The organism is Pseudomonas sp. B21-048, assembly GCF_024748615.1.
Lineage (GTDB): Bacteria > Pseudomonadota > Gammaproteobacteria > Pseudomonadales > Pseudomonadaceae > Aquipseudomonas.
Genome location: NZ_CP087168.1, coordinates 1,846,179 through 1,860,670 on the forward strand (window position 1 = coordinate 1,846,179; position 14,492 = coordinate 1,860,670).

A 14,492-nucleotide genomic window follows, 5' to 3' on the forward strand; every position below is an offset into this window, starting at 1 on the left:
GGTTGGGCTTTATGTATGTTGGGAAAGGTAATGCAGTGGTTGTGCCAAGTCGCACAAATGCCCAATTTATGGGTTCTCATCATGGGAAAAGGATGTTTGCGTGCACCGGTTCAAGGCGCGATGCCCGGTTTTGAAGCAGAAAGATCAAAAGATCTTCTGGTCAGTCATGAAACAGCAAAAACAGCAGCACCAGATTCACCAGCAACGACACCAGCGCCAATGTCCGCCAGACTTTCAGCGGTTCGCGCTCCAGCAACGGTCTGGGGCGCACGCTCAAACTGCGACGTTCTCCCTGTTCCAGTAGCAACAACCATTCTTCCGCTGTTTCAAAACGTTGATCCGGAGCCGCCGCCACCGCGCGCTCCAGGCTTTGCGCGATCCATTCCGGCAGGTCGGGCCGGTAGCGACTGGCGCTGACAGGCACACCAAACCGGGGGCGCTGGAACGCTTCGATTTCGCCGTAGGGATAATGTCCGGTCAGTAGGTAATACAAGGTCACGCCGACCGCATACAAATCCTGTTGTGGTGTAGGAGGGGCGCCTCGAAAGGCTTCCGGCGCGATATAGCTGGGCGTTCCGGGCAGGGCGCAAGCTTGATCTTCGGACAGCCCGGGGCAGTAGGCGAGGCCGAAATCCAGCAGGCGCAGCTCACCGTCGTCCCCCAGCAGCAGGTTCTCCGGTTTGATATCGCGATGCAGAATCTGCCGTCGATGCAATATGCCGACGGCCCGCAGCAGGCGTTCGGCCAGGTCCAGCCATTGAGCCAATGGCAGCGTTGCGACACGCTCATGCAGTTCCGCCAAGGTCGACCCGGAATATTCACGCATCACGTAGTACAAATGCTGACGCTGACTGGCGGCATGGACTTCAGGAAAATGCCGCCCGGCCACACGCTTGAGAAACCATTCCTCCGACAACAACGCCTGCCCGGCCTGGTGATCGTCACGGAGCGCACTGGGCAAGGTTTTCAGCAGCCAGGGCTGTTGTTGTGCGTCGCGCACCCGATAGAGCAGCGATTGCTGGCTCTGGCCGAGGATCCCTTCGACCTGCCAGCCTTCGAAAGTCTGACCCTGCTTCAGCGCAGGCGGGAGTGGCCATTGCTGCAGATGAATCAGTGCGTCGCCAATGCTGGTTTCACCCAAGGCATCGACCCGCACCAGCAGGGCGCTGGCGTTGTCCTGACTGCCGGCCAGGTGCGCCGCGCTGACCAGGGTCTGCGCGGCACTGTTCAGGTCGGGTTGATCGCGCAGAATCGCCGCAATGGCCATGTCGCCCAGCACGGCCCAGATGCCGTCGCTGAGCAGTACGAAACTCTCGTTCAGGCGCAGTTCGCCATCGAGAAAGTCCAGCACCAGGTGTTGATCCAGCCCCAAGGCCCGTTTGAGCACATGTTGCATGCCCGGCTGGTCCCAGACGTGATCCTCGCTCACCCGTTGCAGCGTGTCGGCGTGCCAGCGATAAACCCGGCAATCGCCGACGTGAGCCAGAGTGAAACGCCGGCCACGCATCACCAAGGCACTGACGGTGGTCAGCAGCGGTTGCCCGCCGCCGTTAGCCTGCAACCAGCGATTTTGCGCCAGTAGCAGACGGTCAAGTGCCTGGGCGACGCCCCAGGTTTCCGGGGTGGCGTAGTAGTCCAGCGCCAGGGCCTGCAAGGTCGAACGGGCCGCGAGCCCGCCATCGGCACATTGGCTGACGCCGTCGGCGATGGCGAACAGGTAACCCTTGCTTGCCGCCAGCGCCGGGGCCGGAGTGACCAGGCGCAGAGCGTCCTGGTTCTCCTCGCGGGGGCCGATGGCGCTGTGTTCGGCGAAGCTCAGTTGCAGGCTCATTCAGTCCTCACACCCGTGCTGCGGTGACGGCTGCCGAACCCCAAGTGGTTCTCCAGCGACGTTTCACACCGTGCAAACCGAACCAGGCAAGTACGCCGAGGCTGGCAAACAACCACAAAGCCAGCTGATAGCTGCCGGTGCTTTGCTTGATCGCGCCCATGCCGGCCGCCAATGCGAAGCCACCGATGCCGCCGGCCATGCCGATCAGCCCGGTCATCACACCGATCTCCCGGCGAAAACGCTGCGGGACCAACTGGAATACCGCGCCGTTGCCTGCACCCAAACCGAGCATGGTGCAGACGAAAAGCGCCAATGCGGCGTAGGAACTCGGCAGATTGAAACCCACTGTCGCAATGCAGATCGCTGCCACGGTGTACATCGCCAGCAGGGTGCGAATCCCGCCGAAGCGATCCGCCAGCGCGCCACCCAACGGACGCATCAGGCTGCCACCGAACACACAAGCAGCAGTGTAGTAGCCAGCGGTCACCGGGCTCAGGCCGTATTGGTCGTTGAAGTAGCCGGGCAGCGCGCTGGCCAGACCGATGAAGCCACCGAAGGTCACGCTGTAGAAAAACATGAACCACCAGCTGTCGCGATCACCCAGGGCCTTGAAATAGTCAGACACGGACTTGGGTTTCGGGCGCTCAGGCGCATTCTTTGCCAGCCAGTAGAAGACGATCAGGGTCAGGATCAGCGGGATCAGGGCGAAGCCGAACACGTTGCTCCAGCCAAATGCAGCGGCCAGTACCGGGGCGATCAAGGCTGCGAGGACGGTGCCCGAGTTACCGGCACCGGCGATGCCCATGGCTTTGCCTTGGTGCTGGGGCGGATACCATTGCGAGGCCAACGGCAGGGCGACGGCGAAGGATGCACCGGCCATGCCGAGGAACAGGCCCAGCAACAGCGCCTGCTCATAACTGTGGATGCCGACTTTCCAGGCGACGAACAGGGCGCAGATGACGATCACCTGGCCGATCAGTCCGGCGGTTTTTGGCGACAGGCGATCAGCCAGCAGGCCCATCGCAAAGCGCAACACGGCCCCGGCCAGAATCGGCGTGGCCACCATCAGCCCGCGCTGTTGGGTGGTCAGGTGCAAATCGGCGGCGATCTGCACCGCCATTGGGCCGAGCAGGTACCAGACCATGAAGCTCAGGTCGAAATAGAGGAAGGCTGCGAACAGGGTCGGGGTATGGCCGGATTTCCAGAAGCTTGAATTCATCGCGCACCTCAGCTGTCAGGCGTATCAAGAAGGAGTCATGAGCTTGCAGGTGGGGCGCCACAAAGGCCGCACCACCAGCCCCGGTCTCTGGGGCCAAAACGGAAAAACGCCGCTACCCGATCCGCCAAGGGGGCGAATGAGGTGAGCGACGTCTTTGTCGTAGGTGGGGCAACCGCCGTTGGTTACCTTGCAGTGATTTACTTAGCGAGATTTGTGCCAACAATCTGCTTTTGTGGCGAGGGGGCTTGTCGGAACGCCGCATCGCCCCGTTCGGCGGCGAAGCCGTCGCAAGACCTTTGTGCGAGGTCTATATGACGGAATTTAAGGGGCCGCTTCGCTGCCCAACGGGGGCAAGCCCCCTCGCCACAATGATCGGATCAGCCCAACAACTCACTCATGGCAATGATCTGCTCCGCCACCTGTATCAGCTTCTGCTGGCGGCTCATGGCCTGGCGGCGCATCAGGGTGTAGGCCTCTTCTTCGTTGCAGTCCTTCATCTTCATCAGCAGCCCCTTGGCCAGCTCGATGCGCTTGCGCTCGGCCAGTTGCTGGTCGCGGGCATGCAGTTGCGCGCGCAGGGCCTGATCGCTTTCAAAGCGCGCCATGGCCACGTCGAGAATCGGCTGCAAGCGTTGTGCGTGAATGCCTTCGACGATGTAGGCACTGACGCCGGACTTGATCGCGCGACGCATCACGCCGGGGTCGTGCTCGTCGGTGAACATCACGATCGGCCGTGGTTGATCGCGGGTCACCAGCACCACTTGCTCCATCACATCGCGGCTCGGTGACTCGGTATCGATCAGGATCACGTCCGGACGCACCGTTTCGACGCGCGCGGGCAGGTCAATGGTCAGGCCGGACTCGTCGATGACCTCGAACCCGGCTTCGGTCAGAGCCGCCTTCAGACGCCCGACTTTTTTCGCAGTGTCATTGATCAGCAGGATACGCAACATATTCGTAGGCTCCTGTCAGCGGCTGGCGAGAAGGGGAGCGCTGTCGCTCATGGCGTTCAGCGTAAAGCTGCGGGCATAGCCGGCCGGGTCCGAGCCGTCCCAGACTTTGCCGTCGATCAGTTGACTGCTGCGCATTTCCTGACGCCGGGCGGGCACGCCGACAGCGGTGGCGGCCTCACGGTATAAGTCTAGTTGCTGGACCTGACGGGCCACGCCGAGGTAATCCGGGTCGTCACGCAACAAACCCCAGCGCCGGAACTGGGTCATGAACCACATACCGTCGGACAGATACGGAAAATTGACCTCGCCACCACCGTGGAAACGCATGGCGTGCGGGTCTTGCCAGCGATTGCCCAAACCATCGGCGTAGTCACCGAGCAAGCGCGGTTCGATGCAGTCGAGCGGTGCATCCAGATACTCGGGCGCACTCAACAGTTGCGCGGTGCTGCGGCGATTTTCGTGGCTGGCTTCGATGAATCGGCTGGCTTCGAGGATCGCCATCACCAATGCCCGTGCGGTATTGGGGTATTGCTCGACAAAGGCGCGGGTGCAGCCGAGGACCTTTTCCGGGTGATCGGGCCAGAGTGTCTGGCTGGTGGCCATGGTAAACCCGAGATTCTGCTGCACCGCACTGGCCGCCCAGGGCTCGCCGACGCAGAAACCGTCGATGCGCCCGGCTTGCAGGTGCGCGACCATTTGCGGCGGCGGCACCACCACGCTGTCGACATCCTGCAATGGATGAATACCCTGACTCGCGAGCCAGTAATACAGCCACATGGCGTGGGTGCCCGTAGGAAATGTCTGGGCGAAGGTCAGTTTTGGGCGACTTTGGTGCACATGCAGGTGAAGTGCTTCAGGACTGGTCACGCCCAAGGCCTGCAAACTGTGGGAGAGGTTGATGCTCTGGCCGTTCTGGTTCAGACCCATGAGCACTGCCATGTCGGTGGAAGCTACGCCGCCGATCCCCAGATGCACGGCGTAAATCAGGCCGTACAGGCTGTGGGCGGCGTCGAGTTCGCCGCTGACCAGTTTGTCGCGCAGGTTGGCCCAGGACGATTGGCGCTTGAGGTTCAGGGTCAGGCCGTACGGTTGGGCGAAGCCCTGAGTGGCCGCGACCACCACCGAGGCGCAGTCGCTCAGGGCCATGAAGCCGAGGTTGATGGCGGTTTTTTCCGGGGCATCGCTGCCATTGACCCAGGCCAGTGGGCCGGCTGATGGTTCGTTCATCGATTTCGCACCTTCCATAAAAAAGCGTCGTCCCAAGGCCCTTGCGTGGGCAAAGCCGGGTGACGACGCCATTGTCCTTCCACTCATCCCGCCGTTGGCATGAGTGCTGATGCCTGTGACGGTGCAAGGCATATGCCATCGCGGGTTGATTTTGTTGCGCGCCTCGCGTGAAGCCCTGATGCGCGGCTATAATCGCCGCCTCTCATCGCCAACCGAGTCAAGCCTGCCCATGTACACCCTGGCCCGTCAGCTGTTGTTCAAACTTTCCCCGGAAACCTCCCACGATCTGTCCCTGGACCTGATCGGCGCGGGCGGGCGTTTGGGCCTCAACGGTCTGCTGTGCAAGGCACCGGCGAAACTGCCGGTGACAGTCATGGGCCTGGAGTTCCCGAACCCGGTGGGTTTGGCGGCCGGTCTGGACAAAAACGGTGCGGCAATCGATGGCTTTGCCCAATTGGGTTTCGGTTTTGTCGAAATCGGCACCATCACTCCGCGCCCGCAACCGGGCAACCCGAAACCACGGATTTTCCGCTTGCCGGACGCTGAGGCGATCATCAACCGCATGGGCTTCAACAACCTCGGCGTCGATCACTTGCTCGCTCGCGTGGCGGCGGCCAAGTACAAGGGCGTGCTGGGCATCAATATCGGCAAGAATTTCGATACACCGGTTGAGCGTGCGGTCGATGACTACCTGATCTGCTTGGACAAGGTCTATGCCCATGCCAGCTACGTGACGGTCAATGTCAGTTCGCCGAACACCCCGGGCCTGCGCAGCTTGCAATTCGGCGATTCGCTCAAGCAGTTGCTCGCCGACCTGGCCACGCGCCGGGCGGAACTGGCCCTGCGTCATGGCAAGCATGTTCCGCTGGCGATCAAGATCGCGCCGGACATGACCGACGAAGAAACCGCTCAAGTCGCCCAAGCGTTGATCGAAACCGGGATGGATGCGGTGATTGCCACCAACACCACCCTGAGCCGCGTTGGTGTCGAAGGCCTGGAACATGGTGACGAGGCGGGCGGGTTGTCCGGTGCACCGGTTCGTGACAAGAGCACTCACACGGTGAAGGTGCTGGCGGCGGAACTGGCCGGTCGCTTGCCGATCATCGCTGTGGGCGGCATCACCGAAGGCAAGCACGCGGCTGAGAAAATCGCCGCGGGTGCGAGTTTGGTGCAGCTTTACTCTGGCTTCATCTATAAGGGCCCGGCGCTGATTCGTGAATCGGTGGATGCCATCGCCGCGCTGCGCTAACCCCTGTGGGAGCGGGCTTGCTCGCGAAAGCGTTGGGTCAGTCAACATCATTCTTGAATGTTAAATCGCTTTCGCGAGCAAGCCCGCTCCCACAGGTAATGTGTTTGCAGCTCGAGATTGAGTTTCTGGCAGGCATAAAAAAGGGCTCCTCGAAGGAGCCCCTGGGCCGAAGCCCGCCGTCCGGATGGGACGTGCGTGGTTAAGTCGTAGCGTAATCAGATTGTCGTGTCGGAGTGTGTGCCCTGTATTAACCGACGGCGTGAAGTTCGTTGAGTCTGTGGATTCCCGCAGTGCCGGTCATACCGTCCCAGTTGTCGCCGCGTCCTTCTCGCCAGCCATTGATCCAGGCTTGGCGTACCGACGGTAGAGTAAAAGGGCAAAGCTCACGGGATTTACCACCAACGCCATATTGATATCCGCGCAAAAATGCTCTTTCCAACGGATCACGCTTAAGTCTTCTCATAGGGTGTTGCCCTCACTTGTTGACTGTATTTATCGCGTCGACCTCAATCGAGGTCAGGCAGAAAAATCCTGCCGTTGGCGGCTCGCTGCCGGCGTCGCGAGCCAAGGTGTTGACGCCGTTGCGACGTCAACCTGTGTTGAGTTCTAACCAATGCGTCACATCGAGGGAATGATCGTTTTGTCATAAGAACGTAACCATAAAGATGCTATGGCCATAAGTAACACGATATTTGTCCCGTGTTTATTGGCCAAACACCGGTATGATCGGCCCTGCGCGGGATGAGAGGGTTGAGGCCTTTAACGAGAATGACACCCGTTCACTTGGGGACTATTCGACGAAGGGTCGACTTATGACATTTTGTTGCATCAACTTTTATATCTGTCCTGGCATCTAAGCTCTTTTAACCCGAGCAGTCAGGGTGGGACGGCACACCTTCGTGCCACGCGGGCGTTCTGTTAGAAAAACGCCTGATTGAAAACCGGATCGGCAATGCGTTGCCGGTTCACTTAGCTAAAGGCTCTGGAATTACCATGTCCGATCGTTTCGAACTCTTCCTCACTTGCCCCAAAGGCCTTGAAGGCCTGCTCATCGAGGAAGCCGTCGGGCTTGGCCTTGAGGAAGCACGTGAGCACACCTCGGCTGTGCGCGGCATGGCCACCATGGAAACCGCCTATCGCCTGTGTCTGTGGTCGCGTCTGGCGAACCGCGTGCTGCTGGTGCTCAAGCGTTTCCCGATGAAGGACGCCGAAGACCTCTACCACGGCGTGCTGGATATCGAGTGGCAAGACCACATGCTCAACGATGGCACCCTGGCCGTCGAATTCAGCGGTCACGGTTCGGGTATCGACAACACGCACTTCGGCGCTTTGAAGGTCAAGGATGCGATCGTCGATAAACTGCGCACCCCGCAAGGCGATCGTCCGTCCATCGACAAGCTCAACCCCGACCTGCGCATTCACCTGCGCCTGGACCGTGGCGAAGCGATTTTGTCCCTCGACCTTTCCGGCCACAGCCTGCACCAGCGCGGTTACCGCTTGCAGCAGGGCGCGGCGCCGCTGAAGGAAAACCTCGCGGCGGCGATTCTGATCCGTTCCGGCTGGCCACGAATTGCCGCCGATGGCGGCGCGCTGGCTGACCCGATGTGCGGTGTCGGTACGTTCCTGGTCGAAGCGGCGATGATCGCCGCCGACATGGCGCCGAACCTGCGTCGCGAGCAATGGGGCTTCACCGCCTGGCTCGGTCACGTGCCGGCGCTGTGGAAAAAACTTCACGAAGAAGCCACCGAACGCGCCGCAGCCGGCCTGGCCAAGCCACCGCTGTGGATTCGCGGTTATGAAGCTGACCCACGCCTGATTCAACCGGGCCGCAATAACGTCGAACGTGCCGGCCTGAGCGAGTGGATCAAGATCTATCAGGGCGAAGTTGCGACATTCGAGCCGCGCCCGGACCAGAACCAGAAAGGTCTGGTGATCTGCAACCCTCCGTACGGCGAGCGTCTGGGCGATGAGGCGAGTCTGCTCTATCTCTACCAGAACCTCGGCGAACGTCTGCGTCAGGCGTGCCTGAACTGGGAAGCGGCGGTGTTCACCGGCGCCCCGGACTTGGGCAAGCGCATGGGTATCCGCAGCCACAAGCAGTATTCGTTCTGGAACGGTGCCTTGCCGTGCAAATTGCTGCTGATCAAGGTCACGCCGGACCAGTTCGTCACCGGCGAGCGTCGTACTCCGGAACAGCGCCAGATCGAGCGCGAACAGGCCGAGTCCGATGCGCCGTCGAACATCGAAGCGCCGGGCAAGTATGAGAAGTACAACAAGAACGGCAACCCGATCAAACCGGCCCCGGTGGTGATCGAGCAACCGCGCTTGAGCGAAGGCGGGCAGATGTTTGCCAACCGTCTGCAAAAGAACGTCAAGGCGCTGGGCAAGTGGGTCAAGCGTGAAGGCATTGACTGCTATCGTGTCTACGACGCCGACATGCCGGAATATTCCATGGCCATCGACCTGTATCACGATTGGGTCCACGTCCAGGAATACGCCGCACCGAAATCCATCGACCCGGAAAAAGCCTCGGCGCGGATGTTCGATGCCCTGGCGGCGATTCCGCAAGCGTTGAACATCGACAAGAACCGGGTGGTGGTCAAGCGTCGCGAGCGTCAGAGCGGCACCAAGCAGTACGAGCGTCAGAGCGCGCAGGGCAAGTTCAATGAGGTCAATGAAGGCGGCGTAAAGCTGCTGGTGAACCTCACCGACTACCTCGACACCGGGCTGTTCCTCGACCACCGGCCGATGCGCATGCGGATCCAGAAAGAAGCGGCCGGCAAGCGCTTCCTCAACCTGTATTGCTACACCGCGACGGCCAGCGTTCATGCAGCCAAGGGGGGCGCGCGCAGCACCACCAGCGTTGACCTGTCGAAAACCTATCTGGATTGGGCGCGTCGCAACCTGTCGCTGAACGGTTTCTCCGACAAGAACCGTCTGGAGCAGGGCGATGTGATGGCCTGGCTCGATGCCTGCCGTGACGAATATGACCTGATCTTCATCGACCCGCCGACCTTCTCCAACTCCAAGCGCATGGAAGGGATTTTCGACGTGCAGCGTGATCAGGTGCAGTTGATCGACCTGGCCATGGCACGTCTGGCGCCGGGCGGGGTGTTGTACTTCTCCAACAACTTCCGCAAGTTCCAGCTCGAGGAAAACCTCACCGAGCGTTATGCCGTTGAAGAAATCACCGCCCAGACCATCGATCCGGATTTCGCCCGTAATGGCAAGATCCACCGTGCGTGGAAGATCACTGCACGCTGATATTTGAGCCTGATTGGATCCAGAGCCTTGATTTTTAAAGGCTCTTGGTTCTTTCAGTGCTGGTCAAATTAGTGGCTAATAGCTATAACTCCACCCATGGCCAATGGGCTTTTCCGGCACCTGGCGTTTTGAGTTGTCTCTATGTCGTTGCACGCCGTGCGCCCCAAGATCCTGGGTTTTATCCGCGAAGATGTTTCGGCCTGGCTGGTCGCGCTGCTGGTATTGCTGGTCGGCGGGATTCTCACGGGATTGCTGGCCTGGGCGACGTTCAATCAGTTTCATCAGCAACTGCGGCAACGTTTCCAGTTGCTCGCCAGTGAACGTTATAGCCGTATTGAAGAACGTTTCGAAGATCAGGCGCAGCGCCTCGATGGCCTGCGTCGGTTCTTTATCAATTCCGAATTGGTGTCCCGCGAGGAATTCGAAGGTTTCGCCAAATCGCTTTTGCGTCGTACTCAGGCCTACTCTTGGGCCCCCCGGGTTTCCGGCCCCGAACGTCCCTTGCTTGAACGCGCGGTGCGTGCAGAAGGCTTGAGCGATTTCACCTTTCGCGAACTCACCGTCAATGGCCAATTGCAACCGGCCGCGGAGCGGGACGAGTACGTACCGGTGCTTTACACCCAAACCCAAAGCCGACTGCCCGCGCCGCTGGGTTACGACTTGCTGGCTCAATCCCTGCGTCGTTCGACCCTGGAACGGGCCGATCGCAATCGCAATATGGCCGTGTCGCAACCGTTGCATCTGGTAGGCGTCGAGCCCGCCTATTCGCGTGGCGTGTTGCTGGTAGCGCCCGTCAGCCGTCAGAACCTTGTGAACACCGCACCCGCCGGCTATGTCATTGCAGTGATCAGCATGCGCCAGCTGTTGGGGGACGGGCTGCCGGAAGAAAATCATGACGCTCTCTCGGTGCGTATCCTCGACTTGTCCACCGATGATCAGCACGAGGTGTTGTACGAGTCGACCAACCCGGCGGGGGCCAGTGACTTGTCCTCCACGCGATGGCTACGCCTGGCCGACCATGAGTATCAAGTGGAGATGCGCCCCAGCGCCGCGTTCCTGGCAGCCAACCATTCCTCGGTGAACAGCCAGGTGATACTCGGCGGTTTGCTCAGCCTTCTGCTCAGTGTGTTTCTCTATGTGCTGGTCAGCCAGCGCCAGCGGGCACTGAAAATGGTGGAGCAGCGGACCCGGGAACTTCACGACCGTGAGCAAGAGTTACGCGGCACGCATGGCCAGTTGCGCGGTGTGCTGGATGCCGCGACTCAGGTGGCGATCATCGCTACCGACTTGCGCGGGATCATCAGCACGTTCAATGCCGGGGCAGAGCAAATGCTCGGTTATTCGAGCGTGCAGGCCGTGGGCCACATGACCCTGGAAAATCTGCACCTGCCACGGGAGCTCGAAGCGCGCGCGGCCGAACTGAGCGTGCGCTATGGCAAACCGATCCCGACGTGTCAGGCGATGTTGGTCGAGCGCAGGGAAAAGAGCGGTCACGAAGCGCGAGAATGGACGCTGATCCGCCACGATGGCAGTCATTTGACGGTGAACATGCTGGCGACCCCGGTCCTCGACGAGCAAGGTTTGTGGGTCGGGCACCTGGCGATCTGTATTGACATCACTGAGCGCAAACGCGTCCACGAGGCCCTGGCGGCACGGGACCTGTTGTTGAAGAAGCTCAGTGCCCATGTCCCTGGAGGAATTTACCAGTTCAAAATGGAATTCGATGGCCGCTTCAGCGTGATCTACGCCAGCGACGGTATCCGCGAGATCTACGAGCTCGAGCCGGATGTCCTGTTGCTCAATGCCGAAGCGGTATTCGCGCGGATCCATCCTCAGGACACGCGTCGGGTCCGCGCGTCGATCCAGGCATCGGCGAACACTCTCAGCCACTGGCGCGAGGAGTATCGCGTGCAACTGCCCGAGCGTGGTCTGCGCTGGGTCCGCGGCGAAGCGACTCCGGAAGAACTGCCCGGTGGCGGTGTGCTGTGGCATGGCTACATTTCGGACATCTCCGACCTCAAGCGCGTGGAAGAAGAATTACGCGCACTGTCGGTAACCGACTCCCTGACGGGAATCCACAACCGTCGTTACTTCCAGGAGCGCCTGACCACCGAAATGGCCCGGGTTGAGCGCGGCGGTGGCGAGTTGTCGGTGATCATGCTCGACATCGATCACTTCAAGCGCATCAACGACCAGCATGGTCATGCCGTGGGTGATCGGGTATTGCAAGCCGTGTGCGAGCGCATTGGTGGTCGCCTGCGGCGCACTGATGTGTTCTGTCGCCTGGGCGGCGAAGAATTCATGGTGCTCTGCCCGGATATCGACCGCGCACAGGCGCATGTGCTGGCTGTAGAGTTGTGGCAAGGGTTGCGCAGTGCGCCAATCGACGAGGTCGGAACCGTCACCGCGAGTTTCGGGATTGCCAGCTGGAAGGCCGGAGAGGGCGCGGATGCGTTGTTGCTGCGGGCTGACTCAGGGGTGTATGCGGCGAAACAGGCGGGACGGGATAGGGTTGAGGGGCAGATGAGCTAGCCCGGGGTGTACGCAATCCCTGTGGGAGCGAGCCTATGTGGCGAGGGGGCTTGCCCCCGTTCGAGTGCGCAGCGCTCGCCTATTCTGGGTCCGCTACGCGGCCCAACGGGGGCAAGCCCCCTCGCCACACTGGATTTAAGGCTCGATTACAACACCGAAGCCGTTTCCGGCAGTTTCGGCTGGCGGTACAGGTCCAGCAGCACCTGATCCAGCACCGAGGAAGCGCCAAACGGTGCCTTGTCGTTGAGGATCGCCACCACCGCCCAGGTATTGCCATTGATGTCGCGACTGAAGCCGGAGATGGCGCGCACGGTGTTAAGAGTGCCCGTCTTGACGTGGGCTTCACCGCGCATCGCGGTAGTCTTCAGGCGTTTGCGCATGGTGCCGTCGGTGCCGGCAATCGGCATCGAGCTGATGAACTCGGCGGAATACGGGCTGTGCCAGGCGGCTTGCAACATCGCAGCCATTTCACGGGCACTCACTCGCTCGGCGCGGGAGAGGCCGGAGCCGTTTTCCATCACCAGATGCGGCGCGGTGATGCCTTTCCTCGCCAGCCACTGACGCACCACGCGCTGGGCCGCCTTGGCGTCGTCACCGTCGGCATCAGTGCGGAATTTCTGGCCCAGGCTCAGGAACAACTGCTGAGCCATGGTGTTGTTACTGTATTTGTTGATGTCGCGAATGATTTCCGCCAGGTCTGGCGAATAGGCCCGCGCCAGTACCTTGGCGTTGCTCGGCGTCGGTGCCAGACGATCCTGGCCCTGGATGCTGCCGCCCAATTCCTTCCAGATTGCCCGCACAGCGCCGGCGGTGTAGGTCGCGTGATCGAGCAGCGACAGATAGGTCTGGGAACTGCAACCTTCGCCCAACTGGCCACCGACGGTCACGGTGACGCTGCCATCAGCCTGGGGCACCGGGTTGTAACGCACCCCACCGGTGCATTGCTTGGAGTTGAGCACCTTGACCTGATTGTCGATGCGGATGCTGGCAATCGGCGGCTCGACCGACACCAGAACCTTGCCCGAGTCGTTGCGGGCCACGAAGCGCAGGGCCTTGAGGTTGACCAGCAGCGCGTCGGGTTTGACCAGGAACGGTTTGTTCTCGTCATTGCCGTCGTCGTTGAATTCAGGCAGTTGCGGTTGCACGAAGAAGCCGCGGTCCAGCACCAGGTCACCGGTGACCTGGGTTACGCCGTTGGCGCGCAAATCGCGCATCAGCAGCCAGAGTTTTTCCATGTTCAGCTTCGGATCGCCGCCACCCTTGAGGTAGAGGTTGCCGTTGAGGATGCCACCGCTGAGGGTGCCATCGGTGTAGAACTCGGTTTTCCACTGGTGGTTCGGGCCGAGCATTTCCAGCGCGGCGTACGTGGTCACCAGCTTCATGGTCGAGGCCGGGTTAACCGAAACGTCAGCATTATGAATGGTTGGGGTGCCCGGGCCGTTGAGCGGGATCATCACCAGCGACAGGGCACTGTCCTGCAGTTTGCTGGCCTTGAGAGCCTTTTCGACGTTGGGCGACAGGGCGGTGTTGATCGAAGCAGCGGAAACGGGGAGGGCCAGGGGCAGAAGAAGACTGGCCAGCAGCAATGGACGCAAAGAGTTGATCATTTGAAATAAAACCCTACAGCCGAGGGGAAAAAAGACGAGGGCATGGAGATAAATTCCCTCAGCGGTCATGAAAGTGTCGGCATTATGCCCCAAGGTGCAACAGCTTGTGCCGTACCCCGGTCGTCTAATCCGCTATTTTTTTACCGACGGTAGGCGTAGCGCCGTTCTGAGACGGGCAATCGGCGCCTTAAACTGCTAAAGTGCGGCCCGTTATTACTTATGAGGATTGTTCCAATGGCGACTAACCGTTCCCAGCGTCTGCGCAAAAAACTGTGCGTCGATGAATTTCAAGAGCTGGGTTTCGAACTGAACCTGGATTTCAAAGAAGATTTGGCTGATGAAGCCATTGATGCTTTCCTCGACGCGTTCCTGAAAGAAGCCATGGAAGCCAACGGTCTGGGCTATGTGGGCGGCGACGACTTCGGTCTGGTTTGCCTGCAGAAGCGTGGCTCGGTTTCCGAAGAGCAGCGTGCCGCTGTTGAAGCCTGGCTCAAAGGCCGCAGCGAACTGACCGAAGCAACCGTCAGCCCGCTGATCGACGTCTGGTACCCGGAAAAGCCGATCAATCCGGTAGCTTGATGTTCTAAAAAACGGCGACCCCAAGGGTCGC

Annotated in this window: 10 protein-coding genes; 4 read left to right on the forward strand and 6 right to left on the reverse strand. The window is 60.5% G+C overall.

Translation table 11 applies throughout. The features are described from left to right. Window positions 1-160: 160 nt before the first annotated feature. The 4 genes from LOY56_RS08495 to LOY56_RS08510 form a co-directional block, all read right to left on the reverse strand. A complete protein-coding gene (locus LOY56_RS08495; protein ID WP_258621022.1) occupies window positions 161-1,831 on the reverse strand; it encodes a bifunctional protein-serine/threonine kinase/phosphatase in 1,671 nt (556 codons plus the stop codon). 7 nt (window positions 1,832-1,838) lie between these two features. Continuing rightward, window positions 1,839-3,050: a NarK/NasA family nitrate transporter gene (locus LOY56_RS08500; protein ID WP_123720836.1), complete on the reverse strand. Its 1,212-nt coding sequence runs from the start codon at window positions 3,048-3,050 to the stop codon at window positions 1,839-1,841. A 377-nt stretch (window positions 3,051-3,427) separates the two neighbouring features. Continuing rightward, window positions 3,428-4,003 (reverse strand): ANTAR domain-containing response regulator, encoded by a 576-nt coding sequence (locus tag LOY56_RS08505; protein WP_030127923.1) that lies wholly within the window; start codon window positions 4,001-4,003, stop codon window positions 3,428-3,430. Between the two features lie 15 nt (window positions 4,004-4,018). Continuing rightward, on the reverse strand, window positions 4,019-5,230 hold the full coding sequence (locus tag LOY56_RS08510; RefSeq protein WP_258621025.1) for a CmpA/NrtA family ABC transporter substrate-binding protein: 1,212 nt from the start codon (window positions 5,228-5,230) through the stop codon (window positions 4,019-4,021). A gap of 229 nt (window positions 5,231-5,459) precedes the next feature. Between LOY56_RS08510 and LOY56_RS08515 the strand changes: the two genes are divergently transcribed. Continuing rightward, the gene (locus LOY56_RS08515) at window positions 5,460-6,479 is read left to right on the forward strand and encodes a quinone-dependent dihydroorotate dehydrogenase (RefSeq protein ID WP_258622590.1); all 1,020 of its coding nucleotides are present in this window, start codon (window positions 5,460-5,462) and stop codon (window positions 6,477-6,479) included. Window positions 6,480-6,726: 247 nt separating this feature from the next. Here LOY56_RS08515 and rmf read toward each other — a convergent pair whose 3' ends face one another. Continuing rightward, a complete protein-coding gene (gene rmf, locus LOY56_RS08520) occupies window positions 6,727-6,942 on the reverse strand; it encodes a ribosome modulation factor (protein ID WP_003223300.1) in 216 nt (71 codons plus the stop codon). Between the two features lie 530 nt (window positions 6,943-7,472). Here rmf and rlmKL point away from each other — a divergent pair. Both rlmKL and LOY56_RS08530 read left to right on the forward strand, forming a co-directional pair. Then, window positions 7,473-9,743, forward strand: a complete 2,271-nt coding sequence (gene rlmKL, locus LOY56_RS08525) for a bifunctional 23S rRNA (guanine(2069)-N(7))-methyltransferase RlmK/23S rRNA (guanine(2445)-N(2))-methyltransferase RlmL (protein ID WP_258621026.1) — start codon at window positions 7,473-7,475, stop codon at window positions 9,741-9,743. A gap of 141 nt (window positions 9,744-9,884) precedes the next feature. Continuing rightward, on the forward strand, window positions 9,885-12,275 hold the full coding sequence (locus tag LOY56_RS08530; RefSeq protein ID WP_258621028.1) for a GGDEF domain-containing protein: 2,391 nt from the start codon (window positions 9,885-9,887) through the stop codon (window positions 12,273-12,275). A gap of 146 nt (window positions 12,276-12,421) precedes the next feature. Here the strand turns inward: LOY56_RS08530 and dacB are convergent, their stop codons facing one another. Continuing rightward, window positions 12,422-13,882, reverse strand: coding sequence for a D-alanyl-D-alanine carboxypeptidase/D-alanyl-D-alanine-endopeptidase (gene dacB, locus LOY56_RS08535; protein ID WP_258621030.1), 1,461 nt, complete (start codon window positions 13,880-13,882; stop codon window positions 12,422-12,424). A gap of 234 nt (window positions 13,883-14,116) precedes the next feature. On the opposite strand from dacB, the gene LOY56_RS08540 reads away from it, so the two are divergent. Further along, complete coding sequence (locus tag LOY56_RS08540) at window positions 14,117-14,461, forward strand: YggL family protein (RefSeq protein ID WP_007896965.1); 345 nt, start codon at window positions 14,117-14,119, stop codon at window positions 14,459-14,461. The last annotated feature ends 31 nt before the right edge of the window (window positions 14,462-14,492 follow it).